Genomic DNA, 23,405 nt, shown 5'->3' on the forward strand with positions numbered 1-23,405 from the left:
CGGTGCGGCTCAGACCTGGTAGCGGCCCGGGGCGAACAGGTGGGGATGCGCGGCGATCCACTCCGAGGTGCGGCGCAGCCCCTCGTCCAGGGACACCCGCGGCTGCCAGCCGGCCCACTCCCGGGCCCGGGAGTTGTCCGACAGCAGGCGCTCCACCTCACTGCCCGAGGGGCGCAGCCGCGATGTGTCCTCCGTCACCACCGCGTCCCGGCCGGAGGCCTTGATCAGGGCCCGGGCCAGGTCTCCGATCGATATCTCCCGGCCGCTGCCCAGGTTGACCACCTGCCCCAGCGCCCGGTCGCAGCCGGCCACCGCCAGGAAGCCCTCCGCCGTGTCCGTGACATACGTGAAGTCCCGGGTCGGGGTCAGCGAGCCCAGCCGGATCTCCTCGGCACCCGCGTGCAGCTGCGCCAGGATCGTCGGGATCACGGCCCGGGCCGACTGCCGCGGTCCGTACGTGTTGAAGGGCCGGACCACCGCCACCGGCAGCTCGAAGGCGTGGTGGAAGGAGAGGGCCATCATGTCCGCGCCGATCTTCGACGCGGAGTAGGGGGACTGCGGTTGCAGCGGGTGGCCCTCGTCGATCGGGGCGGTGAGCGCCGTCCCGTACACCTCGCTGGTGGAGGTGTGCACCAGCCGGCGCACCCCGTGGCGGCGGCAGGCCTCCGCGATGTTCTGGGTGCCGGTGACGTTCGTCTGCACGTAGGCGCCCGGGGAGTCGTAGCTGTACGGGATGCCGATCAGCGCCGCCAGATGGAAGACGGTGTCGCAGCCGGCCACCGCATCGCTGACCCGGCCCGCGTCCCGGACGTCGCCCGCCCACATCTCCACCGGGCCGGCCGGGTCGGCGAGGTAGCGCGCCAGATGGCCCTTCTCGGCGTACGGCTTGTAGTGCACGAAGGCCCGGACCCGGGCGCCGCGGGCCACCAGCAGGTCCACCAGGGCCGAGCCGATGAACCCCTCGGCCCCGGTGACCAGGACGGTCCGGTTGTTCCAGTCGATGTCGATGTTGTTCATGCGTGCTCCAGTACGGAAGAGGGGATGGGGTGGCCGGCGAGGCGCAGGACCTCGGCGGCGAGCAGGTCGGCCGCCCGGCCGTGCGGGCCCGGCTCGGCGGCGCCGGACATCGCGGCCAGCAGCGCCGGATCGGCCAGCAGCGGCTCGATCAGACCGGCCAGCCGGCCGGCCGTGGTCTCGGCATCCGGCAGCAGCAGCCCGGCACCGGCGTCGGACAGCACCCGGGCGTTGTGCGTCTGGTGGTCGCCGGGGGCGTGCGGGTAGGGGACCAGCACGGCCGGCACCCCGGTGGCCGCCAGCTCCGCGACCGTCGCCGAACCCGCCCGGCACACGATCAGGTCGGCCGCCGCGTACACCCGGTCCATCCGGTCCAGGTACGGCACCGCCCGCGCCACCCGGTGCCCGCCGTCCGCCGCCAGCGTGGTGGTCGCCTCCGGCAGCGCGGCCGGCCCGGTCTTGATCAGCAGCTGTACGTCGTCCCGGTCCTGCCATTGCCGGGCGAGGCCGAGCGCGGCGGCGGTGAGCCGGGCCGCGCCCAGACTGCCGCCGTTGAAGACCACCAGCCGCCGCCCGTCCGGCACCTGCAGCGCCTGCCGCGCCTCCGCGCGGTACGCGAGCCGGTCCCGGCCCAGCGCGGCCAGGGCCGCGGAGATCGGCATGCCGGTGGTCAGCGCCTGCTCCCCGCCGGTCAGGTGCGGCCGGCTCCGGTCGAAGGCGACCGCGAGGTTCGGGGTGAGCCGGGCCGCGAACTTGTTGGCGCGGCCCGGTACCGCGTTGGACTCGTGGATCAGCGCGGGCAGTCCGGCCATCCGGGCCCCCAGGACGGCGGGCGCGCTCGGGTAGCCGCCCATCCCGACCACCACGTGCGCGCCCTGCCGGCGCAGCACCGCCTTGGCCTGGCCGGCCGAGCGCAGCAGCGCGGCGGGCAGCAGATAGCGCTTCGCGCCGAGCGAGGGATCGAAGGGGATCATGTCGACGGTGTGCAGGCGGTAGCCGGCGGCCGGGATCAGCTCGGTCTCCAGACCGCGCTCGGTCCCGATGAACGAGATCACGGCCCCGGGGACCGCCCGGCGCAGCGCATCGGCGAGCGCCAGCCCGGGATAGATGTGACCGCCGGTGCCGCCCGCACCGATCACCACGGAAAGGTGTGTGTTCATGGTCACACCGTGCGGGAGTGTCCTAAGAACGTTCTAAGAGGTTCTCCGGGCCTGTTTGGCAGGCTTTGTCCATGCAACGGATTCTGGTGGTGGACGACGAGCCCGAGGTGCGGGCCGCGATCGAGGACGGGCTGGCCGTCGAGGGGTACGAGGTGCGCGGCGCCGCCGACGGGCTGGCGGCCCTGACGGAGGTGGTGTCCTGGCAGCCGGACGCACTCGTCCTGGACGTCCGGATGCCGGTGCTCGACGGGCTCGCGGTGTGCCGGCGGCTGCGCGCGCTGGGCGACCGTACGCCGGTCCTGGTGCTCACCGCCCTGGACTCGGTCAGCGACCGGGTGGACGGCCTGGACGCGGGCGCGGACGACTATCTGGTGAAGCCGTTCGCCCTGGACGAGCTGGTGGCCCGGATCCGCGCCCTGCTGCGGCGGGCCGCCCCCGATCCGGTCGGCGGCGGACCGCTCGGCTTCGGGGACCTGGTCCTGGACCCGGAGACCCGGACCGGACGCCGGGGGGACCGGCCGCTGGAGTTCAGCCGTACCGAGGCGGCCCTGCTGGAACTGCTGCTGAGGCATCCCGGTCAGGTGCTGCCGCGGGAGCTGATCCTCGACCTGGTGTGGGGACAGGACTTCGGGCCGGAGTCGAACTCCCTCGCCGTGTACGTCGGTTACCTGCGGCGGAAGCTGGAGGCGGGCGGCGAGCCGCGGCTGGTGCACACCGTGCACGGGGTCGGCTACCGCCTGGCCGCGGCATGACGGGCCCTGCGGGCCCGGGCCCGGACCGGGACCCGGACCCGGCCGACGGCCCCGACACCGGCCGGGCCTCCGGGCGGACCCGGCCCACGGCGCAGACCGGCCGGGACTCGGCCGGGACCCCGGACCCGCTGTCGGCGCCACCGCGCGCCGGCTCCGGTGCAGGCCCGCGCCCGCACACGGCGGAGCCCGGCGGGGCCGGTTCCGCCGCGGCGGAGCCCGGTGGCGGCCGGGCCTCCGGGCGGCGGAGGCTGGGGGCGCGGTGGCGGCGGCGCCGGCCGCTGCGGACCCGGCTCGCGCTCGCCGCCACCGCGGCCGTCGCCCTGGTCGCCGTCGGCGTCTGCACCGCCGCCTTCTTCATCGTCCGGGCCCAGCTGTACCACCAGCTCGACCTCAACCTCACCCAGTCCGCCCGGCTCGTCGCCCAGCAGTACCGGGACGCACCCCCCGGCACACTGTCCGGGCAGTGCCGGTTCCTGGCCGCACCCGCCTGCGCGGAGATCCTGCCGGCCGACCCTGCCCGGGACCCCCGTACGCCCTACCTGCTGCCGCCCGCCGAGCCCGCACGGCTCGTCGCAGCCGGCGAACACGCCCCGTACTACACCAACTTCACCCTCGACGGACATCCCGCCCGGATGCTCACCACCGACTACGCCAAGGGCCGCGCCCTGCGGGTCGCGCTGCGCGCCGACACCGTCGAGCAGGGCATCCGGCAGGCGGCCCACAGCCTCGCCCTCACCGGTGCGGCCGGGGTGCTGCTCGCCGCCGGGCTCGGCTACTGGGTCTCCCGGACCGGCCTCGCCCCCGTCAGCCGGCTGACCGCCACCGCGGAACGCATCGCCGCCACCCGCGACCCCCGCCACCGCATCGAACTGCCGCCGCCGGGCCGGGAGGACGAGATCACCCGGCTGGCCGGGAGCTTCAACACCATGCTCGGCGAACTCGAACAGTCCGTCACCGCCCAGCGCCGGCTGGTCGCCGACGCCTCGCACGAGCTGCGCACCCCGCTCACCGCGCTCCGCACCAACGCCGAACTGCTGGCCCGCGCCGACCGGCTGACCCCGGCCCAGCGCGACCGGGCCGCCGGCGCGCTCGGCCGGCAGCTGCGCGAGGTGACCGCACTGGTGAACGACCTGATCGAGCTGGCCCGGGACGAGGAGCCCCAGCCGCTGGTCGAACAGGTACGGCTGGCACCGCTGGTGGAGCGGACCGTGGAGGCGGCCCGCACCCACTGGCCGGCCGTGCCGTTCGTCCTCCACACCGAGGAGACCGTCCTCCCCGGCGTCCCCGCCCGGCTGGCCCGCCTGGTGTCCAACCTGCTCGACAACGCGGCCAAGTTCAGCCCGTCCGGCCTCCCGGTGGAGGTGGACCTCACCCCCGCCCACCTGACCGTCCGCGACCACGGCCCGGGCATCGCCCCCGAAGACCTGCCGTATGTCTTCGACCGCTTCTACCGCGCCGACACCGCCCGCACCCTCCCCGGCTCGGGCCTCGGCCTGGCGATGGCCCGCCAGATCGCCCGCGCGCACGGGGCGGAATTGACAGTGGAGCGGGCGCCGGGCGGCGGGGCGTTGTTCCGGGTGGTGTGGCCGGGCGGGTGAGGCTGCCGGACGGAGTCCGGCGCAGCGCCACGAAGCCGATGAGGCCCCCTGGGGCCGAGTCGTGCGAGCGGCGCGTGAGGAATGGGGCTCGCCCGGGCGCACGGGGCGGAGCTGACGGTGGAGCGGGCGCCGGGTGGCGGGGCGCTATTCAGAGTCGCCTTCGGGGCCGCCGCTTCCGGGGGCTTCGGCGTCGGCGGGGTCGGCGGCCGGTGAGGTTGCGATCCGGGGGAGGGCGTACGGGTGTTCCGCCGCCAGCCAGGCGATCAGCCGCTCCCGCACCGCACACCGCAGGGTCCACACGTCGTCGGCGTTCTTCGCCGTCACCACCGCGCGGACCTGGATGGTGTGCGGGGTGGTGTCGGTGACCACCAGCCCGCTGGACCGCCCGTCCCACTCCGGCAGTTCCTTCAGGATCCCGTCCAGTTTCTCCCGCAGCAGCGCCACCGGCGCCCGGTGGTCCAGGTGCAGGAAGACCGTCCCGGTCATCTCCGCACCACCGCGCGACCAGTTCTCGTACGGCTTGGAGGTGAAGTACGAGACCGGCATGGTGATCCGCCGCTCGTCCCAGGTGCGCACCACCAGGAAGGTCAGGGTGATCTCCTCGACCTTCCCCCACTCCTTGTCCACCACCACGGTGTCGCCGATCCGGACGGTGTCGCCGAAGGCGATCTGGAGCCCCGCGAACAGGTTTCCGAGGGTGGACTGGGCGGCGATGCCCGCGACGATGCCCAGCACACCGGCCGAGGCCAGCATCGACGCGCCGACCGTCCGCATCGCCGGGAAGGTCAGCAGCATCGCGGCGACCGTCACGACCACCACGACGGCGGTCACCACCCGCTTGATCAGCTCCACCTGGGTGCGGACCCGCCGTACCCGCGCCTCGTCCGTGTTCCCGGCCGCATACCGTGCGTACGAGGCCTCCACCACCGCACTGGCGATCCGGACCGCCAGCCAGGCCGCCGCGCCGATCACCACCAGGGTCAGCAGCTGCCCGAGTCTGCCCGGGTCCCGGAGGAAGGCCTTTACTCCCGCCGCGCAGAGCAGGAGCAGCAGGGGAGGCAGACAACGGCGCAGCAGCATCGAGCGGAGCACGGTCTCCATGCCTTCGACCGTAACCGACCGCCGTCGGCGCCGGCTGGCACGATGGGCACATGAACATCATCCTTTTCCACTCGACGTACGGACTGCGGCCCGCCGTGCACGCCGCCGCCGACCGGCTCCGGGCCGCCGGCCACCAGGTGCAGGTGCCGGATCTGTTCGAGGGCCGGACCTTCGAGACCGTCGAGGAGGGGATCGCCTTCCAGGAGGAGGTGGGCCGGGACGAGCTGCTCAAGCGGGCGGTGCTCGCCGCCGCTCCGTACTCCGACCGGGGGCTGGTCTATGCCGGGTTCTCGTTCGGCGGCTCGGTCGCCCAGCAGCTGGCGCTCGCCGACGAGAAGGCCCGGGGCCTGCTCCTGATGCACGGCACCGCCGACATCGCCGACGACGCGGCGGTGGACGACCTGCCGGTGCAGCTGCACATCGCGGACCCGGACGTCTTCGAGCCGCACGACTGGCTGACCGCGTGGTACCTGCGGATGCAGCGGGCGGGCGCGGACGTGGAGGTCCACAGCTACCCGGGCGCCGGGCACCTGTTCACCGACCCGGACCTGCCGGACTACGACGCGGAGGCCGCCGAGCGGGCCTGGGCCACCGTGCTCGGCTTCCTCGAGTCGATCTGATCTCTAGGTCGCCGGGCGCCGGCAGCGGCCGGCCGGTGCGGAGGCCGGCGGGGCGCACTGGTAGCCGTGGTCGGCCCGGTCGTCGCTGAGCCAGCGGCCGATGCACAGGGTGGCGGTGGTACGGCCGCGCTCTGCGCAGAAGGCGAGGGCGGCCCTGCCGTCGGCGAACGGGCCCGGGGCGTAGATCACCCAGTAACCGGGGTTGAGGGCGGCGTGGTCGCGGCTGCGCAGCACCAGGGCTTCCGGGACGGTGGTGCGGACGGCGGCCAGCCGGCGGTCCCGGGCGGCGGTGCCGGTGCTCTCGGGCTCGGAGTGGAGCTGGGCGATCCAGCGTCCGGTCGGCTCGGGTTCCGGCCTGGTGGCGGGGGTCGCGGGCGGGGGCGTGGGCCCTGGCGTGGGCAGTGCGGTGGGCAGCGTCAGCGTCGGCGTCAGTGTGGGCGTCAGCGGCGGCGTCGGCGTTGGCGTCGGTGTGGGCTTCGGCGGCGATGCCGTGGTGGCGATCACCGGCGGGACCGTCGGGTTCCGGCCGTCGTCCCTACCCGGTGCCTCTGGCTTGAAGAGTACGTACCCGCCGACGCCGAGCAGCGCCAGCGCGATGACGGCCGCCGCCGCGGCCGGCGGGGTGAGCCGCTGCCGGCGCCCGGTCTGCGGGGCCGGATCAACGGGCCCGCCGCTGCCGAGGGTCGGCAGCGCATCCCGGGGCGTGGCCTCGTACGGCGGTGGTGTCGGCGCGGCCAGCGGCGGGCGCGGGGCGGGGCGCTCCGGCAGCACCGGCGCCGGCCCGAACCGGCTGCCGGGCGACCGCGGTTCGGGCGGCGGGGCCGGAGCCGCCACCGGCGGCCGGTCGACCCGGGTGGGTTCCGGCGGCACCGCACCGCCCGCCGCCACCGCCGCCAGCAGCGCATCCAGCCGTGCCGCGTCCGGCCGCTGCGTCGGGTCCCGGACCAGGACGGCGGCGAGTACGGAGCCCAGGACGCCGGCCCGGCGGGGCGCGGGCACCGGATCGTCGAGTACGGCGGCGAGGGTGGCCAGTGTGGTGGCCCGGCGCATCGGGCTCACGCCCTCCACGCACACGTACAGCATCATGCCCAGCGACCAGAGGTCGGAGGCGGGCAGATCGGCGCCCCGGATCCGCTCGGGCGCCAGGTATTCGGGGGTGCCGATGACCTCCCCGGTCAGGGTCAGCGAGGCAGCGCCCTGCAGGGCGGCGATGCCGAAGTCCGTCAGTACCGCCGAACCGTCCGCCCGCAGCAGCACATTGGCGGGTTTGACGTCCCGGTGGCGGATCCCCGCATCGTGCGCCGCGCGCAGTCCGGACAGCACCTCGCGGCCGATCCGGACGGCCTCGGCCGGCCGCAGCGGGCCCTGTTCCAGCCGTTGCTGGAGGGAGTTGCCGGGCAGCAGCTCCATCACCAGCCAGGGATGCGGGTCCCCGTCCACGATGTGGTGGATGGTGACCACGTGCGGATGGCTGATCCGGGCCTGGGCCCGGGCCTCCCGGAGCACCCGCTCGCGCAGCACCCGCAGCGTCTCCGGGTCCTCCCCGCCGGTCGGAGGCCGGACCTCCTTGATGGCCACATCGCGGTGAAGGGCACGGTCCAGCGCGCGCCAGACCGTGCCCATCCCACCACTGCCGAGCCGTTCAACCAGCTCGAACCGTCCGTCGATCACGTCCCCCGGCGCGCTCATGGCGCCAGGTTAGGGGAGTCGGGACGGTCCGCGCTCAGGCTGCGCGGTATGCGGTCCAGTGGCTCTGCATCCGGGTCACCTGACCGGAGGTGAACTGGTACATGCATGCGTCGTACGTGTAGTCCATGAAGTTGTGGATCGGGTCCACGCCGGACTTGGTGGTGCAGGAGTCGCGGCCCGTCGGGCACTCGTACGCGGCGGTCTTCTCGGCCGGGGTGTCGGCCACGGAGTCGCCGCTTCCATTGCAGCCGCCCTGGAAGGTGTGGTACAGGCCCATCCAGTGGCCGACCTCGTGGGTGCCGGTGTCGCCCTCGTTGTAGTTGGCGGCGGAGCCGCCCGGGAGCGAGGAGTTCAGCAGGACCACGCCGTCCATCTTGGGCTGCGAGGCGTAGGAGCTCGGGAAGGTCGCCCAGCCGAGCAGGCCGCCGGAGAGGTTGGCGGTGTAGACGTTCAGCGAGTTCGCGCCGCCCTTGCGCAGGCTGTTCTTCATGTTCTTCTCGGCGGTGGAACCGGACGCCAGGTTGTACCAGCTCGCGTTGTCCGTGTAGTCGGTGCCGGCGAGGGTGAACTGGAAGTTGGAGTTCGCGTTGCCGGTGCCCTGGCCGCCGAAGGCGGAGTTCAGGACGGCCATCTGCTTCGAGATGTCGGTCGCGGTCAGCTTTCCGGTGGTGCCGGAGTGGATGACGTGGAAGTAGACCGGGATGGTGGTGACGGCCGTGGCGGCGCTCAGCCCGTGCTGCGGCTGGTTCTTGAGCTTCTTGTCCAGCTTCGCCTTCAGGTCGGCCTCCATGGCCTGGGCCTGGGCCTCGGTGACCTCGTTGGGCTCGGCCGCGTGCTGCTCCTTGGGGCGGGCCACGCGGGCGTTCGCCGGGGCGGAGCCGGTCTCTTCGGCGCAGACCTCGGCGGGCGTCTTGGCGGCGGCGACGGTGGTCGGGGCCGAGAGCGGGGACAGCGCCAGGGCTCCGGCCAGGGCGGCCGAGCCGATCAGGCGGCGACGGAGAAGGGGGGATATGCGGGCAACGGCGCGCACGTGTGCTCCTCGCGGATGATGTGGGGGTGGCGGAGAATGATCTCCTCAACTGGCGCGAAGCTTACGTGTGCATGTCATCGAAACGTCAAGACATCTGCTGTAAAAGATTTGTTGCCGGATACGCACAACGGCGCTCGGATGTCTCCGAACGCCGTTGTGAACCGCAAGATTGACGGTGCGTCAGTCAGTGATCATGTCACCGCGTGATCATCGCACCGGCTGGTTGACCTTCTCCACCTTCTGGGTACCGTTCATGGTCCGGTAGGACCGGGACCAGGAGGAGCTCGCGTCCCGCTTCGCCTTGTTGGACACCACGTAGTAGTCCATCTGGGTGCGCTCCGCGGTGACGTCCAGGACGCCGTAGCCGTGGTCGTCCATGTCCAGCCACTTCACGTGCCAGTTGGCGGACCGGATCGCCGCCTCGGCCGCCAGCGAGGCGGTGTTCGTCGGCACGTGCAGGATGTCGTCCAGGTTGTCGGAGGACACCGAGGTCACCACGAACTCGGTGGCCGCCGTGCCCGAACCCGGGTACGTGGCCATGTTGACCGGGACCTCGTTCGCCCAGGCCATGTGGATGTCACCGGTCAGGAAGACGGTGTTCCGGATGTTCCGGTCCTTCAGGTGGCCCAGCAGTTCCTTGCGGTCGTCCGTGTACCCGTCCCACTGGTCCACATTGGCGGCTATGCCGCCCTGCGGCAGGCCGAGCAGCTTCGCCAGCGGAGCCATCAGGTGCGCGGGCAGCGAGGCGAAGGCCACCGGCGAGATCATCACCGAGGTGCCGACCAGCTTCCAGGTCGCGTCCGAGCTCGCCAGGCCGGCCTTCAGCCAGTCCAGCTGCGCCCGCCCGGTGATGGTGCGCTCCGGGTCGTCCACCGAACCGCTGCCGGTCTTGGCCTGCTGCGAGCGGAACGAGCGCAGGTCCAGCAGGTGCAGGTCGGCCAGGTTGCCGAAGCGCAGCCGGCGGTAGACCGTGCCCGCGATGGAGGCCCGGACCGGCATCCACTCGAAGTAGGCCTGCTTGGCGGCGGCGGCGCGGGCCGCCCAGTCGCCCTCGGTGCCGGGGGTGTGGTTGTCGGCGCCCCCGGACCAGGTGTCGTCGGCGAACTCGTGGTCGTCCCAGATGGCGATGACCGCGTGGGCCGCGTGCAGGGCCTGGAGGTCGGCGTCCGTCTTGTACGTGCCGTGCCGGAGCCGGTAGTCGGCGAGGGTGGTGATCTCGTGCTTCGGCTCGTGCTGCCGCACCACGTACTTGGCCTCGGGGTAACCCCCGGTCTGGTACTCGTAGATGTAGTCGCCCAGGTGCAGGATCGCGTCCAGGTCGGTACGGGCGGCCAGGTGGCGGTAGGCGGAGAAGTACCCCGACTCCCAGTTGGCGCAGGACACCACGCCGAACCGCACCCCCGGGGCGGTGGCATCGTGCGCCGGGGTGGTGCGGGTCCGGCCGACGGGCGAGACGGTGCCGCCCGCGGTGAACCGGTAGAAGTACACCGTCTCGGGCCGGAGTCCCCGTACGTCGGCCTTGACGGTGTGGTCGGTCGCGGCGGAGGCGGTCACACTGCCGCTCGCGACGATCCGGGAGAAGGCCTTGTCCTCGGCCACCTCCCAGCCCACCTGGGTGTCGGGTCCCACGCCGGAGCCGGGAACGGCCGCGGCGGTGGGGGTGACGCGGGTCCAGAGCAGGACCCCGTCGGGAAGCGGGTCGCCGGAGGCGACACCGTGCAGGAACGCCGGGGCGTTCTCGGCCGCATGGGCCGGCCCGCCGCTGAGGGTCAGCGGGGCGAGGGCGGCAGTGGCCGCCGCGGCCAGGACGACCGTACGACGGCGCGGCGAAGCCGCGGAAGAAAAGGGGAGTTGACTGGTCACGGATGATCATATTACCGACCGGTATGGCTACCGTGACACCCCTGGGACGGCAACGGGCGGGCGAACTCTCGGAGTCCGCCCGCCCATTGGCCTGAATGTACCGTTCAGGCCGTTTGATCAGCTTCTGTGATCAGCCCTTGAGGGCCGTGTCGATGGCCGCCGTGAACGCCTCCGGCGTCGACGGGGTCTCGATCTTCTTGCCGTCCATCATCAGGGTCGGCGTCCCCTTCACCCCGGACGCGTCGAAGGCCTTCGACATCTCCAGCGCCCACCGGTCGTAGGTGCCGTTCTCCACCGCCGCCTTGAAGTCGGCGTTGCCCTTCAGGGCCGGCACCCCCTCCGCCACCTTGATCAGGTAGGAGTCCTTGGCGAACTTGTCGTCCGTCTCCTCCGGGTGGTTCTCCTTCGAGTACAGCGCCGCCTTGTACTCCAGGAACGCCTCGGGGCTGACGTTCAGCGCCGCGCCCAGCGCGCTCAGCGCGTTCTTCGAGCCCTCGCCGGTGACGCCCTTGTCGATGAAGGTCGCGCCGACGTAGCGGAGCTTGAACTTGCCCGCGTCCACGTCCTTCTTGATCTGCTCGCCCACCGACTGCTCGAACACCGCGCAGGCCGGGCAGCGCGAGTCCTCGTACAGCTCCAGGGTCTTCTTGGCGTCGGCCTTGCCGACGACCACGGTGGTGCCCTTGTCGCCGGAGGCGTTCTTCGGGGTGACCAGCGGGGCGTCGGCGGCCTTCTCCCAGGCGTCCGGCTTGGTCATCTCCATGATCATGTACCCGATGCCGCCCGCCAGGGCGAGGACGCCGACGACCGAGCCGGCCACGATGGCCTGCCGGCGTGCCTTGTCCTTCTTCAGCTGGGCTTCGCGCTCCTGGCGCAGCCGCTCGCGGGCCGCCGCCTTGTTGGCCTTGTTGTTGCGTGCACTCATGGTGGTACTCCGTGGGTGGGAACGAGGGGTGGGGATTGAAGGTCCTGCCGTACGTCGGTCAGGCACCGGAGGGCGCCGCGACCGGAACGGGAGGTCCCCGCCGTCCCACGGAATGGGCGGGGAAACGGGTACGGGCCCGGGCGCCCGCCCGGGCCGGCCGGACCGCCCGCCGGGCGGCCGGGCCGAGGGCCGACGCCCCCGAGGCCACCGCCAGCAGCAGCGGCCGGAAGGCCAGCACGGCCACCGCCCGCAGCAGCCGGCCCAGCGCCCGCTCGCCCTGCCACAGCCACAGCGCGGCCAGCAGGCCGACCGAGACATGGGCGCCCAGCAGCAGCCAGGGCACCCAGGGGCCGGGGGCGGCGAGCAGCGAGGCCGGATCGGCGGCGGGCCCGGTCACCTCGGCCAGCGGCCCGCCCAGCGGCGGGCCGCCGCACAGCTCCTCCAGCCCCAGGGCGCGCAGCGGCCCGGAGACCGGGCCGCCTGCGGGGCCGTAACAGACGTGCTGGCCGGCGGTGAATGCCGTGTCGGCGGCCAGTTCCAGCGGCACCAGCAGTCCGGCGATCGGGCCGAATCCCCGCTCCCGGCCGGCCAGGGCATAGGCGATCACAAAGACCGCCGCGAAGGCTCCGACGACCAGCGTCGGCGGCAGCGGAACCCGGGACATCAGGACGTGCGAGCCGGCCGAGAGCAGCACGACGAGGGCGCTGAACAGCGCCGCCCGCAGGCCCCTGAGCCGTGCTCCCGATATGTCCATCGCCCGTGAGTGTGCCATGCGACCCTGTGAAACCGGCATTCGCCCGCCGGATCGGCAGCCCGACGGCCGGCCGGAAGGTCAGCGGATGAGCCGGCCGTTCCGGAAGAGGTCCACGAAGATCTGGTGGTCGGCCCGGGCCCGGGCCCCGTACGCATGGGCGAAGTCCACCAGCAGCTCTCCGAAGCCCTCCTCGTCCGCCGCGATGGCCGCGTCGATGGCCCGCTCGGTGGAGAACGGCACCAGCGAGTGGCCGCTGCCGTGCTCGTCGGCCGAGGCGTGCATGGTCGCGGTGGCCCGGCCCAGGTCCGCGACCACGGCCGCGATCTCCTCCGGGTCGTCGATGTCGGACCAGTCCAGATCCACTGCGTACGGAGAGACCTCGGCGACCAGCTGCCCGGACCCGTCCAGCTCCGTCCAGCCCAGCCAGGGGTCGGCGTGCGCCTGCAGGGCCCGCTGGGAGATCACCGTCCGGTGGCCCTCGTGCCGGAAGTACTCCCGGACCGCCCGGTCCGTGATGTGCCGGGAGACCGCCGGGACCTGCGCCTGCTTGAGGTAGATCACCACGTCGTTCTCCAGGGCGTCGCTGTGCCCCTCCAGCAGGATGTTGTACGAGGGCAGGCCGGCCGAGCCGATGCCGATGCCCCGGCGCCCGACCACGTCCTTGACCCGGTAGGAGTCCGGGCGGACCAGGGACTCCTCCGGCAGGGTCTCCAGATAGCCGTCGAAGGCGGCCAGCACCTTGTACCGGGTCGCCGCGTCCAGCTCGATGGCGCCGCCGCCGCCCGCGAACCGGCGCTCGTACTCCCTGATCTCCGTCATCGAGTCGAGAAGGGAGAACCGGGTCCGCGAGCGGGCCGCGCGCAGGGCCTCCAGCAGGGCGCCGTCGGCGGTGTCCAGGGTGAAGGAGGGGACCTCCTCGTGCTTGGCGCCGGCCGCGAGGGCGTGGATCCGCTCCCGGTAGGCGGCGGCGTAGATCCGCACCAGTTCGCTGATCTGCGGGTCGCTGAGCGCCTTGGTGTAGCCGATCAGGGCGATCGAGGCGGCGAACCGCTTGAGGTCCCAGGTGAAGGGGCCGACGTACGCCTCGTCGAAGTCGTTGACGTTGAACACCAGCCGGCCGTTGGCGTCCATGTACGTGCCGAAATTCTCGGCGTGCAGATCGCCGTGGATCCACACCCGGCCGGTCCGCTCGTCCAGATAGGGCCCGCCGTGCCGGTCGCGCTCCAGGTCGGCGTAGAAGAGGCAGGCCGTGCCCCGGTAGAAGGCGAAGGCGGAGGCCGCCATCTTCCGGAACTTGACCTGGAAGGCAGCGGGGTCGGCGGCGAGCAGTTCACCGAACGCGGTGTCGAACACGTCGAGGATCTGCTCGGCGCGCTGCTCGTCGGTCGTCTCGGGGACCGCCATGGCTGGTGCCTCCTGGTGCGCGGGTCTTCTGGCTGTTGCAACGCCCGACGCTATCGTTCCGTGCCCGCGGTCGGTCACCCGCTGGACGTAGGATTCAAAGCTGCCCCCTTCACTCCCCCCGGAGGTCTGCCGTCGTGACCAAGACGCCGTTCACGCACCTGCACGTCCACACCCAGTACTCGCTGCTGGACGGTGCCGCGCGGCTGAAGGACATGTTCAACGCGTGCAATGAGATGGGCATGACCCATATCGCGATGTCCGACCACGGCAATCTGCACGGGGCCTATGACTTCTTCCACTCTGCTCAGAAGGCCGGAATCACCCCGATCATCGGGATCGAGGCCTATGTCGCCCCCGAGTCCCGGCGCAACAAGCGTCGCATCCAGTGGGGCCAGCCGCACCAGAAGCGGGACGACGTCTCCGGCTCCGGCGGCTACACCCACAAGACGATCTGGGCGGCGAACGCCACCGGCCTGCACAACCTCTTCCGGCTGTCCTCCGACGCGTACGCCGAGGGCTGGCTGACCAAGTGGCCGCGGATGGACAAGGAGACCATCAGCCAGTGGTCGGAGGGCCTGATCGCCTCCACCGGCTGCCCCTCCGGCGAGCTCCAGACCCGACTGCGCCTCGGCCAGTTCGACGAGGCCCTGAAGTCGGCCTCCGAGTACCAGGACATCTTCGGCAAGGACCGGTACTTCCTGGAGCTGATGGACCACGGCATCGAGATCGAGCGCCGGGTCCGCGACGGCCTGCTGGAGATCGGCAAGAAGCTCGGCATCCCGCCGCTGGTCACGAACGACTCGCACTACACCTATGCCAGTGAGGCGGGCGCGCACGACGCCCTGCTGTGCATCCAGACCGGCAAGAACCTCTCCGATCCCGACCGCTTCCGCTTCGACGGCTCCGGCTACTACCTGAAGTCCACGGACGAGATGTACGCCATCGACTCCTCGGACGCCTGGCAGGAGGGCTGTGCCAACACCAAGCTGGTCGCGGACCAGATCGACACGGAGGGCATGTTCAAGTTCCGGAACCTGATGCCGAAGTTCGACATCCCGGAGGGCTACACCGAGGTCACCTGGTTCCGTGAGGAGACCATGAGGGGGATGCACCGCCGCTTCCCCGGCGGCATCCCCGAGGACCGCATGAAGCAGGCCGAGTACGAGATGGACGTCATCATCTCGATGGGCTTCCCCGGATACTTCCTCGTGGTCGCCGACTTCATCATGTGGGCCAAGAACCAGGGCATCGCGGTCGGCCCCGGCCGAGGCTCCGCGGCCGGCTCGATCGTCGCCTACGCCATGGGCATCACCGACCTCGACCCGATCCCGCACGGCCTGATCTTCGAGCGGTTCCTCAACCCCGAGCGCGTCTCCATGCCCGATGTCGACATCGACTTCGACGAGCGCAGGCGCGTCGAGGTGATCCGGTACGTGACCGAGAAGTACGGCGAGGACAAGGTCGCCATGATCGGTACGTACGGCACCATCAAGGCCAAGAACGCGATCAAGGACTCCGCGCGCGTGCTGGGCTACCCGTACGCCATGGGCGACCGGCTCACCAAGGCCATGCCCGCCGACGTCCTCGGCAAGGGCATCCCGCTGTCCGGCATCCTCGACCCCTCGCACCCGCGCTACAGCGAGGCCGGCGAGATCCGCTCGATGTACGAGAACGAGCCGGACGTGAAGAAGGTCATCGACACCGCCCGCGGCGTCGAGGGCCTGGTCCGCCAGATGGGCGTGCACGCCGCCGGCGTGATCATGTCCAGCGAGCCGATCACCGACCACGTCCCCGTCTGGGTGCGGCACACCGACGGCGTCACCATCACCCAGTGGGACTACCCGAGCTGTGAGTCGCTCGGCCTGCTGAAGATGGACTTCCTGGGCCTCCGCAACCTCACGATCATGGACGACGCCGTCAAGATGGTGAAGGCCAACAAGGGGATCGACATCGATCTCCTGGCCCTCCCGCTCGACGACCCCAAGACCTTCGAACTGCTCGGGCGCGGTGACACCCTCGGCGTCTTCCAGTTCGACGGCGGCCCCATGCGCTCCCTGCTGCGCCTGATGAAGCCGGACAACTTCGAAGACATCTCCGCCGTGTCCGCCCTCTACCGGCCGGGCCCGATGGGCATGAACTCGCACACGAACTATGCGCTGCGCAAGAACAAGCAGCAGGAGATCACCCCGATCCACCCGGAGCTGGAGAAGCCCCTCGAAGAGGTGCTCGCGGTCACCTACGGCCTGATCGTCTACCAGGAGCAGGTGCAGAAGGCCGCCCAGATCATCGCCGGGTACTCGCTCGGCGAGGCCGACATCCTGCGCCGCGTGATGGGCAAGAAGAAGCCCGAGGAACTGGCGAAGAACTTCACGATCTTCCAGGAGGGTGCCCGCAAGAACGGGTACACCGACCAGGCCATCCAGGCCCTCTGGGACGTCCTGGTCCCCTTCGCCGGCTACGCCTTCAACAAGGCCCACTCCGCCGCGTACGGCCTGGTCTCCTACTGGACCGCCTACCTCAAGGCGAACTACCCCGCCGAGTACATGGCGGGCCTGCTCACCTCGGTCAAGGACGACAAGGACAAGTCCGCGATCTATCTGAACGAATGCCGCCGGATGGGCATCAAGGTGCTCCCGCCCAACGTCAACGAGTCCGAGTCGAACTTCGCGGCCCAGGGCGACGACGTGATCCTCTTCGGGCTCACCGCGGTGCGCAACGTCGGCCAGAACGTCGTGGACTCGATCATCAAGACCAGGAAGTCCAAGGGGAAGTACTCCTCCTTCCCCGACTTCCTGGACAAGGTCGAGGCCGTGGTCTGCAACAAGCGCACCATCGAGTCGCTGATCAAGGCCGGCGCCTACGACGAGATGGGACACACCCGCAAGGGCCTGGTCGCCCACCACGAATCGATGATCGACAACGTGGTGGCGGTCAAGCGCAAGGAGGCCGAGGGACAGTTCGACCTGTTCGGCGGAATGGGCGACGAGGAGACCAGCGAGCCGGGCTTCGGCCTCGACGTGGAGTTCTCCGACGTGGAGTGGGAGAAGTCCTACCTGCTCGCCCAGGAGCGCGAGATGCTCGGCCTCTACGTCTCCGACCACCCCCTGTTCGGCCTGGAGCACGTCCTCTCCGACAAGACCGACGCCGGCATCTCCCAGCTCACCGGCGGCGAGCACAGCGACGGCGCGGTGGTCACCATCGGCGGAATCATCTCCGGCCTCCAGCGCAAGATGACCAAGCAGGGCAACGCCTGGGCCATCGCCACCGTCGAGGACCTGGCCGGCTCCATCGAGTGCATGTTCTTCCCGGCCACCTACCAGCTGGTCTCCACCCAGCTGGTCGAGGACACGGTGGTCTTCGTCAAGGGCCGCCTGGACAAGCGGGAGGACGTCCCCCGGCTGGTCGCCATGGAGATGATGGTCCCCGACCTCTCCTCGGCCGGCACCAACGCCCCGGTGGTCCTCACCATCCCCACCGTCAAGGTCACCCCGCCGATGGTCACCCGGCTCGGCGAGATCCTGCGCCACCACAAGGGCAACACCGAGGTCCGGATCAAGCTCCAGGGCCCGCGCACCACCACCGTGCTCCGGCTCGACCGGCACCGGGTCCAGCCCGACCCCGCCCTCTTCGGCGACCTGAAGGTGCTGCTCGGCCCGTCCTGCCTGGCCGGCTGAGACCGGCCGGCCGTACGGGTCGCAGGCCGTACGCACCAGGGCGCCCCCGGCAGCTGCCGGGGGCGCCCTTCGTCTCACCGCGACCGGAGACGTCAGTTGTGGCCGAACTTCTTCGACTTGCTCTTGTGCGCCAGATCCATCGGACTCGGTGCCGAGGACGAGGGCTCGGAGACGCTCTCCTGCGAACTGCGATCCTGCTGAGAGGAGCGGGGCTGTTGCTTCGCGGGCTGCTTCTGGTTCTTGTTCTTGGCCATGGTGAAGCCTCCATGAGGGGTATAGGGGCCAGGGCCGCCTTCACACTCACACACCGCCAGAAGCAACGCATTTTGGATCATTACTGCGTGTAGCGCAGTAAACCCACCGACCCGCCACGCCGATGATCGAGTTCCGGCCGTCAAGCCCCTTGCGTTCGGGCAGACTCGGGGGGAACTCTGGAGCCTCCCCGAAAGTGGGTGGAACGCGTGGACCGCTGCGTCGTCCTGGTGGATGCCGGCTACCTGCTGGGCGCCGCCGCGAGTCTTCTCGCAGGGGAGCCCTCCCGCTCCCGCATCACCGTCGACCACGCCGCCCTCATCCAGGGTCTGCGGGAAAGGGCCGAGGCAGACACCGCACAGCCGCTGCTCCGCATCTACTGGTTCGACGGCGCACCCGACCGGGTGCCCCAGCCCGAGCACCGGCGGCTGCGCGTCATGTCCAGGGTCACCGTCCGGCTGGGCGCCCTCACCCGTTCGGACGGCCGCTGGGCCCAGAAGGGCGTGGACGCGGCCATGCACGCCGAGCTCACCGAACTGGCCAGAAACCGCGCCTGCTCCGACGTGGTCCTGGTCACCGGGGACGGCGACCTGCTGCCCGGCCTGATGTCCGCCAAGGAACACGGCGTCGCCGTCCACCTCTGGGCCGTCCAGGCCGCCGACGGCGACTACAACCAGTCCGAGGACCTCGTCGCCGAAGCCGACGAACGCCGGGTCCTGGACCGGGCCTGGATCACCCGGGCGGTCCGCGCCAAGGACCTCAGCGGCCTCTGCTCGCCGCCGCCCGCCCCCCGCCCCGAGATCGCCGCCATCCTCTCCGCGCCGCTGCCCGAGGCCGCCCTCGCCGAGGCCGCCCGCAACGGCTCGGTCCCGGTGGACCGGCAGCTCGGCGGCCCGTCCGGCGCCCCCGGGGGCACCGGCGCCCCGGGCGGTCCCGGCACCGCGGAGCGCAACGGCGCCGCCGTCCCGGCGCCGGCCACCGCCCACGCCGGCCGGACCGTACCCACCCCCAAGGACCTGGCCGTGCTGCGCGCGCCCGCCGGCCCGGCCGGAGCCGGAGCCGGCCTCGCGGCCGGGCAGCCGCCCGCGGGCAGCGCCCTGCGCTGGTCCTCCGACAAGGGCTGGATCGACCGGGCCGGCCCGCTCGGCGAACCCGCCGAAACCGCCTCCCTGCCCACCCTCGCCCAGCTCACCAGCGCAGAACAGCGCTGGGCCGACCGCGAAGAGGACATCACCACCGTCGGCGGCGACCCCTTCGAGGTGGGCCAGGTCTTCGCCCGCCGCTGGATGGAACGCCTCCCGGAGACCGTCCACCTGCAGAAACTGTCCACCATGTACCCGCGGATCCCGCACCGCATCGACGGGGAACTGCTGCGGTACGCCGCCCGGTTCGGCCTGCTCGCCCACAAGGACGACCAGATCGACGAACACGACCGCTACGCCATCAGGGCCGGCTTCTGGCGCGAGATCGACGTCCGGGCCGCCGCCGGACACCTGACCCCGCCGGCCCCCGCGACACCCCCCGCACCGGCCGATTGAGCCCGGCCGGCCGGTGTCCGGCCGCCCCGGGCGCCCCTGGGGCGGACGGACCCCGTAGGCTGCTCCCTCGTGAGTACGGGCACGGCAGAGGCGGAACACGGCACGGCAGGAGCCGTCGGGGCCGACGCTGTCTGCGTGGTCCGCGACCTCGTCAAGACCTACCCCGCCGTCCGCGGCAGGCGCGGCGCACCCGCGCTGCCCGAGACCCGCGCCACCGACGGCATCTCCCTGGACATCCGGCGCGGTGAGATCTTCGGACTGCTCGGCCCCAACGGAGCCGGCAAGTCCACCCTGGTACGCCAGCTGACCGGTCTGCTGCGCCCCGACTCCGGCAGCGTCACCCTCCTCGGCCACGACCTCGTACGCCATCCCGAAAGGGCGGCCCGGCTGCTCGCCTACCTGGGGCAGGAGTCCACCGCCCTGGACGAGCTGACCGTGGCGCTGGCCGTCGAGACCACCGGGCGGCTGCGTGGACTGACGGCCCCGGCCGCCCGCGCGGCCCGCGACGCGGTGCTGGACGAACTGGGCCTGGCCGGCCTCGCCGGCCGCCCGCTGAAGAAGCTCTCCGGCGGACAGCGCCGGCTGGCCTGCTTCGCCGCCGCCCTGGCCGGCGAGCGGCCGGTCCTGGTCCTGGACGAGCCGACCACCGGCATGGACCCGGTGGCCCGGCGGGCCGTTTGGGCCGCGGTGGACCGGCGGCGGGCGGAGCACGGTGCCACGGTGGTGCTGGTCACCCACAACGTCATAGAGGCGGAGACGGTGCTGGACCGGGTCGCCGTGGTCGACCAGGGCCGGGTCATCGCCTGCGACACCCCCGCCGGGCTCAAGGCGAAGGTCTCCGACGAGGTCCGGCTGGAGCTGGTGTGGCGCGAGCGTGCCCCGCTGGACGTGCCGGAGGTCGCGGCGCTGGCCCCGCTGGCCGCGGAGGCCGGGCGCAAGTGGGTGCTGCGGCTGGGCCCGGAGGAGGCGCGGGCGGCCGTGGCCGCGGTGACCGGCGGGCCGGCCTTTGCGGCACTGGACGACTTCACGCTGGCGACGCCGAGCCTGGAGGACGTGTACCTGGCTCTCGGCGGGCGGACGAAGGGGCTGGTGAAGGGATGACCGAGCGGTCCACGCGGGTGGCGGCCGATACGCCGCCGGGCGCGGTGGCGACGGCTCCGGCGGAGCCCGGCGGGCGGGCGGACGCCCCCGGCCGGACGAAGCCCCCGGGGTCCGGCGCCGTGCCGCCGGCTTCGCTGGCGCCCCGGGCCGGGTTCTTCCCGGCACTGGCCGCGGTCTACAAGGCACAGCTCTCCCGGGCCCGGGTGGCCCGGATACCGCTGCTGTTCGTGGCGACCTTCCAGTCCGTCGGGATCATGATCCTGATGCGGGGGGTCGTCGACGGCGGCTCGGAGGCGCGGGCCGTGGTGGCCGGCTCCTCCGTGCTGGTGGTCGCCTTTGTCGCGCTGAACCTGCTGGCCCAGTACTTCGGCCAGCTCAGGGCCTCCGGCGGCCTCGACCACTACGCCACCCTGCCGGTGCCGCCGGCCTCGGTGGTGCTGGGCGCGGCTGCCGCGTACGCCTCCTTCACCCTGCCGGGGACCCTGGTCACGGCGGTGTTCGGCTGTGTGCTGTTCGGGCTGCCGATGGGCGGGCTGTGGATCCTGGCGGCGGTGGTCCCCCTGGCCGGCGCGGCCCTGGCCGGGCTCGGGGCCGCACTCGGCCTGCTCGCCCCGCGCCAGGAGCTGGCCACACTGGCCGGGCAGCTGGGCATGTCGGCGGCGCTGCTGCTGGGCGTGCTGCCGCCGGAGCGGATGCCGTCGGTGATCGTCTGGGCGCGGGACCTGCTGCCGTCCACGTATGGGGTGGAGGCCTTCGCACGGACCTTCGCCCCGCACCCCGACTGGGCGGCGGTCGCCGTCGACCTGGGAATCTGCGGCGCCGTGGGCGTGCTCTCGCTGACCCTCGCCACCTGGGCCTACCGCCGCGCAGCCGTTCGCTGACCGACACCCCGGTGGTTCGGGGCGGCCGGTCACGAACGACCGAGCCCTACTCGGGGTGTGCGGGATGCGCCGGGTGCGCCGGGTGTTCGAGGCGCTCCGGGTGTTCCGGATCGCGGGGGGACCAGATGGCCGTCAGGGCCAGGTGGACGGCGACCGCGGCCATCGGCCAGGCCAGCAGTGCGCCGTGGGCCAGCAGCTGGATCGGCGCGTCGAAGGGCACGCCCTTCCCGGCCTCCTTCGCCGCCGCGATCAGGTCCCGGGACGGACCCAGCCACAGCCCGAACCGCCAGCCGGCCAGCGCGCCGAACACCGAACCCACCGTGAGGCCGAGCACCAGCGGAACGCCGCCCCGCCTGCGCCACAGGAACACGGCGACCGCGCTGAGCACGCCGAGTCCCAGGGACAGCAGGAAGAAGGTGCCGTCCGCCCCGATCCTGGCCTCGCTCTCGGTGTCCCGGAGGAACACGGACTCCCCGTTGGAGACGTACTGGACCCGGGGCGCCAGCCATACCCACAGCAGCCCCAGCAGCAGCCCGGCCGCGCCGACGGCGAGCGTGACCCCGGCCGCATCGCGGATGTCTGAGGGGCTGATGCCCGCGGAGCGCTCGGCGGGCGTCGGTTCCGGCAGGGCCGGCGGCGGCTCGAAGGGGCCGGCGGGCGGTGGTGGGGTCACGGCTTCGGTCACCCCCACATCGTGCCAGGTGGCCACCGGTCCGGCCGCCCGGGGGCGGTGGCCGGGGCGGGCAGCGGCCCGGGAGCGGGCCGCGGGCGGCCGGGAGCGGTCAGTTCCGCCCGATCGGCGCCAGCACCGCCGAGGTCAGGGCCGCCAGGTCCGACGGGGCCAGTTCGACCTCCAGGCCGCGGCGGCCCGCCGACACGCAGATCGTCGGATGCGCCGGAGCCGTCTCGTCCAGCACCGTGCGCAGCCGCTTGCGCTGCCCCAGTGGGGAGATCCCGCCCCGGACATAGCCGGTGGTCCGCTCCGCCAGCGCCGGGTCGGCCATCGCCGCCCGCTTGCCGCCCACCGCCGTGGCCAGTGCCTTCAGGTCCAGCGTCCCGGACACCGGCACCACGGCGACGGTCAGTACCCCGTCCACGTCCGCGACCAGCGTCTTGAACACCCGGTCCGGGGACACCCCCATGGCCTCGGCGGCCTCGTCGCCGTACGAGGGGTGCGCCGGGTCGTGCTCGTACGTGTGCACCGTGTGCGGCACCCCGGCCGCGGCCACCGCCGTGAGCGCCGGGGTCCCCGCCGCCTGCTTCGGCTGCTTCGCCTTCTTCACCATGGTTCGGGAGACCTCAGTTCGGGCTGGTCGGGGCGAAGGTCAGGTCCACCGCCGGCAGCGACGGCAGGTGCCGGATCACCGCCGATTCGGTCCGCAGCAGTTTGAGCTCCTCCGCCAGCCGGGTGGCCGTGTCCGGAGCCTGGAGCAGCCGCTGCTTCGCCGGCACGTCCAGCACCGCCGCCGCAGCGACCAGGTAGGAGACCACGGACGGCTCGTCGGGCAGCTCCGCCCCGGTCGTCGCGAGCGAGCGTTCGCGCGCGCCCGCGAGCCGCTTCTGGTAGTTCCGGAACGCCCGCAGCACCCCTTCGGCCAGCGCGCCGGCGCCGTCGCCCTGGTCCTCCGGCAGTTCCTCCAGCTCGGCCACCAGGAACGGCCCGCTCGCGTCCACCGAGAGCAGCCGGACCCGGGTGGTGCCGGTGGAGAGGACCTCGAAGCTGCCGTCCTCCCGCTCCCGGATGCTGGCCGCGTCGGCGATGCAGCCCACCCGGTGGAACGCCTGGATCGGGTCCGGGCCGAAGCCCGCCGCCGGGCCGCGGTCCGGCAGGGCCGTCTCGTCCGGCATGCCCGGCGCGGTCGCCGCCACCTCCCGGCCGTCGCGGATCGCGACCACGGCAAAGCGGCGCGGCTCCTCCTCGCCCGCCTTCAGGAGTTCGCGCATCATGGCGCGATAGCGCTCCTCGAAGACATTGAGGGGGAGCAGGAGTCCCGGGAACAGCACCGTGTTCAGCGGGAACAGCGGCAGGCGAACGGTGGTCACGAGCCA

20 protein-coding genes are annotated in these 23,405 nt (G+C 72.3%); 7 read left to right on the forward strand and 13 right to left on the reverse strand.

Going from position 1 to position 23,405, the window contains the following annotated elements; genetic code table 11:
• Window positions 1-9: 9 nt before the first annotated feature.
• Together DEJ50_RS24775 and DEJ50_RS24780 are read right to left on the reverse strand one after the other, a co-directional pair.
• The gene (locus DEJ50_RS24775) at window positions 10-1,017 is read right to left on the reverse strand and encodes an SDR family NAD(P)-dependent oxidoreductase (RefSeq protein WP_150210311.1); all 1,008 of its coding nucleotides are present in this window, start codon (window positions 1,015-1,017) and stop codon (window positions 10-12) included.
• On the reverse strand, window positions 1,014-2,174 hold the full coding sequence (locus DEJ50_RS24780; protein ID WP_150210312.1) for a UDP-N-acetylglucosamine--N-acetylmuramyl-(pentapeptide) pyrophosphoryl-undecaprenol N-acetylglucosamine transferase: 1,161 nt from the start codon (window positions 2,172-2,174) through the stop codon (window positions 1,014-1,016). Before DEJ50_RS24780 ends, DEJ50_RS24775 begins: the two co-directional genes overlap by 4 nt.
• A 71-nt stretch (window positions 2,175-2,245) precedes the next feature.
• On the opposite strand from DEJ50_RS24780, the gene DEJ50_RS24785 reads away from it, so the two are divergent.
• Together DEJ50_RS24785 and DEJ50_RS24790 are read left to right on the forward strand one after the other, a co-directional pair.
• Window positions 2,246-2,926, forward strand: coding sequence for a response regulator transcription factor (locus DEJ50_RS24785; RefSeq protein WP_150210313.1), 681 nt, complete (start codon window positions 2,246-2,248; stop codon window positions 2,924-2,926).
• The gene (locus tag DEJ50_RS24790; RefSeq protein ID WP_150210314.1) at window positions 2,923-4,524 is read left to right on the forward strand and encodes a sensor histidine kinase; all 1,602 of its coding nucleotides are present in this window, start codon (window positions 2,923-2,925) and stop codon (window positions 4,522-4,524) included. Before DEJ50_RS24785 ends, DEJ50_RS24790 begins: the two co-directional genes overlap by 4 nt.
• 144 nt (window positions 4,525-4,668) lie before the next feature.
• Here the strand turns inward: DEJ50_RS24790 and DEJ50_RS24795 are convergent, their stop codons facing one another.
• Window positions 4,669-5,625, reverse strand: a complete 957-nt coding sequence (locus tag DEJ50_RS24795) for a mechanosensitive ion channel family protein (RefSeq protein ID WP_150210315.1) — start codon at window positions 5,623-5,625, stop codon at window positions 4,669-4,671.
• A 50-nt stretch (window positions 5,626-5,675) separates the two neighbouring features.
• Here DEJ50_RS24795 and DEJ50_RS24800 point away from each other — a divergent pair, with 50 nt between their 5' ends.
• Window positions 5,676-6,245, forward strand: coding sequence for a dienelactone hydrolase family protein (locus DEJ50_RS24800; protein WP_150210316.1), 570 nt, complete (start codon window positions 5,676-5,678; stop codon window positions 6,243-6,245).
• A 3-nt stretch (window positions 6,246-6,248) separates the two neighbouring features.
• Here the strand turns inward: DEJ50_RS24800 and DEJ50_RS24805 are convergent, their stop codons facing one another.
• The 6 genes from DEJ50_RS24805 to DEJ50_RS24830 all read right to left on the reverse strand — a co-directional run bounded on the left by DEJ50_RS24805 (window position 6,249) and on the right by DEJ50_RS24830 (window position 13,910).
• Window positions 6,249-7,934 (reverse strand): serine/threonine-protein kinase, encoded by a 1,686-nt coding sequence (locus DEJ50_RS24805; protein ID WP_150210317.1) that lies wholly within the window; start codon window positions 7,932-7,934, stop codon window positions 6,249-6,251.
• Window positions 7,935-7,968: 34 nt separating this feature from the next.
• Window positions 7,969-8,964: a zinc metalloprotease gene (locus DEJ50_RS24810; RefSeq protein ID WP_223837901.1), complete on the reverse strand. Its 996-nt coding sequence runs from the start codon at window positions 8,962-8,964 to the stop codon at window positions 7,969-7,971.
• Window positions 8,965-9,171: 207 nt separating this feature from the next.
• Complete coding sequence (locus DEJ50_RS24815; protein ID WP_150210318.1) at window positions 9,172-10,827, reverse strand: alkaline phosphatase D family protein; 1,656 nt, start codon at window positions 10,825-10,827, stop codon at window positions 9,172-9,174.
• Between the two features lie 130 nt (window positions 10,828-10,957).
• Entirely contained in the window at window positions 10,958-11,752 is a 795-nt protein-coding gene (locus tag DEJ50_RS24820; RefSeq protein WP_150210319.1) for a DsbA family protein, read from the reverse strand.
• Window positions 11,753-11,810: 58 nt separating this feature from the next.
• A complete protein-coding gene (locus DEJ50_RS24825; protein ID WP_150210320.1) occupies window positions 11,811-12,506 on the reverse strand; it encodes a hypothetical protein in 696 nt (231 codons plus the stop codon).
• Between the two features lie 78 nt (window positions 12,507-12,584).
• A complete protein-coding gene (locus tag DEJ50_RS24830) occupies window positions 12,585-13,910 on the reverse strand; it encodes a DUF2252 domain-containing protein (protein WP_150210321.1) in 1,326 nt (441 codons plus the stop codon).
• 134 nt (window positions 13,911-14,044) lie between these two features.
• Here DEJ50_RS24830 and dnaE point away from each other — a divergent pair, with 134 nt between their 5' ends.
• Window positions 14,045-17,584, forward strand: a complete 3,540-nt coding sequence (gene dnaE, locus DEJ50_RS24835) for a DNA polymerase III subunit alpha (RefSeq protein WP_150210322.1) — start codon at window positions 14,045-14,047, stop codon at window positions 17,582-17,584.
• Between the two features lie 92 nt (window positions 17,585-17,676).
• Here dnaE and DEJ50_RS34070 read toward each other — a convergent pair whose 3' ends face one another.
• On the reverse strand, window positions 17,677-17,838 hold the full coding sequence (locus DEJ50_RS34070) for a hypothetical protein (RefSeq protein ID WP_190344672.1): 162 nt from the start codon (window positions 17,836-17,838) through the stop codon (window positions 17,677-17,679).
• Between the two features lie 198 nt (window positions 17,839-18,036).
• On the opposite strand from DEJ50_RS34070, the gene DEJ50_RS24840 reads away from it, so the two are divergent.
• From DEJ50_RS24840 to DEJ50_RS24850, 3 genes are all read left to right on the forward strand, one after another.
• Window positions 18,037-19,374: an NYN domain-containing protein gene (locus tag DEJ50_RS24840; protein ID WP_150210323.1), complete on the forward strand. Its 1,338-nt coding sequence runs from the start codon at window positions 18,037-18,039 to the stop codon at window positions 19,372-19,374.
• Between the two features lie 69 nt (window positions 19,375-19,443).
• A complete protein-coding gene (locus DEJ50_RS24845; protein ID WP_150210324.1) occupies window positions 19,444-20,475 on the forward strand; it encodes an ABC transporter ATP-binding protein in 1,032 nt (343 codons plus the stop codon).
• Window positions 20,472-21,356 carry an ABC transporter permease gene (locus tag DEJ50_RS24850; RefSeq protein ID WP_223837902.1) on the forward strand — a complete coding sequence of 295 codons (885 nt, stop codon included), beginning with the start codon at window positions 20,472-20,474 and terminating at the stop codon, window positions 21,354-21,356. Before DEJ50_RS24845 ends, DEJ50_RS24850 begins: the two co-directional genes overlap by 4 nt.
• A 46-nt stretch (window positions 21,357-21,402) precedes the next feature.
• Here DEJ50_RS24850 and DEJ50_RS24855 read toward each other — a convergent pair whose 3' ends face one another.
• The 3 genes from DEJ50_RS24855 to DEJ50_RS24865 form a co-directional block, all read right to left on the reverse strand.
• Window positions 21,403-22,041: a hypothetical protein gene (locus tag DEJ50_RS24855; RefSeq protein ID WP_150210325.1), complete on the reverse strand. Its 639-nt coding sequence runs from the start codon at window positions 22,039-22,041 to the stop codon at window positions 21,403-21,405.
• A gap of 97 nt (window positions 22,042-22,138) precedes the next feature.
• Window positions 22,139-22,642, reverse strand: a complete 504-nt coding sequence (gene ybaK, locus DEJ50_RS24860; RefSeq protein ID WP_150210326.1) for a Cys-tRNA(Pro) deacylase — start codon at window positions 22,640-22,642, stop codon at window positions 22,139-22,141.
• A gap of 13 nt (window positions 22,643-22,655) precedes the next feature.
• The gene (locus tag DEJ50_RS24865) at window positions 22,656-23,399 is read right to left on the reverse strand and encodes an LON peptidase substrate-binding domain-containing protein (protein WP_150210327.1); all 744 of its coding nucleotides are present in this window, start codon (window positions 23,397-23,399) and stop codon (window positions 22,656-22,658) included.
• Between the last annotated feature and the right edge of the window lie 6 nt (window positions 23,400-23,405).

The sequence above is a fragment of the Streptomyces venezuelae genome (genome assembly GCF_008642295.1).
In the GTDB taxonomy this organism is placed as follows: Bacteria; Actinomycetota; Actinomycetes; order Streptomycetales; family Streptomycetaceae; genus Streptomyces; species Streptomyces venezuelae_C.

Excerpts from the sequence above, each read along its gene's own strand:
- DEJ50_RS24820 (WP_150210319.1), bottom strand. The coding sequence starts at position 11,752 with ATGAGTGCACGCAACAACAAGGCCAACAAGGCGGCGGCCCGCGAGCGG.
- DEJ50_RS24850 (WP_223837902.1), top strand. The coding sequence starts at position 20,472 with ATGACCGAGCGGTCCACGCGGGTGGCGGCCGATACGCCGCCGGGCGCG.
- DEJ50_RS34070 (WP_190344672.1), bottom strand. The coding sequence starts at position 17,838 with ATGGCCAAGAACAAGAACCAGAAGCAGCCCGCGAAGCAACAGCCCCGC.
- DEJ50_RS24790 (WP_150210314.1), top strand. The coding sequence starts at position 2,923 with ATGACGGGCCCTGCGGGCCCGGGCCCGGACCGGGACCCGGACCCGGCC.
- DEJ50_RS24785 (WP_150210313.1), top strand. The coding sequence starts at position 2,246 with ATGCAACGGATTCTGGTGGTGGACGACGAGCCCGAGGTGCGGGCCGCG.
- DEJ50_RS24780 (WP_150210312.1), bottom strand. The coding sequence starts at position 2,174 with ATGAACACACACCTTTCCGTGGTGATCGGTGCGGGCGGCACCGGCGGT.
- ybaK (WP_150210326.1), bottom strand. The coding sequence starts at position 22,642 with ATGGTGAAGAAGGCGAAGCAGCCGAAGCAGGCGGCGGGGACCCCGGCG.
- DEJ50_RS24800 (WP_150210316.1), top strand. The coding sequence starts at position 5,676 with ATGAACATCATCCTTTTCCACTCGACGTACGGACTGCGGCCCGCCGTG.
- DEJ50_RS24825 (WP_150210320.1), bottom strand. The coding sequence starts at position 12,506 with ATGGACATATCGGGAGCACGGCTCAGGGGCCTGCGGGCGGCGCTGTTC.
- DEJ50_RS24830 (WP_150210321.1), bottom strand. The coding sequence starts at position 13,910 with ATGGCGGTCCCCGAGACGACCGACGAGCAGCGCGCCGAGCAGATCCTC.
- DEJ50_RS24795 (WP_150210315.1), bottom strand. The coding sequence starts at position 5,625 with ATGGAGACCGTGCTCCGCTCGATGCTGCTGCGCCGTTGTCTGCCTCCC.
- DEJ50_RS24805 (WP_150210317.1), bottom strand. The coding sequence starts at position 7,934 with ATGAGCGCGCCGGGGGACGTGATCGACGGACGGTTCGAGCTGGTTGAA.
- DEJ50_RS24775 (WP_150210311.1), bottom strand. The coding sequence starts at position 1,017 with ATGAACAACATCGACATCGACTGGAACAACCGGACCGTCCTGGTCACC.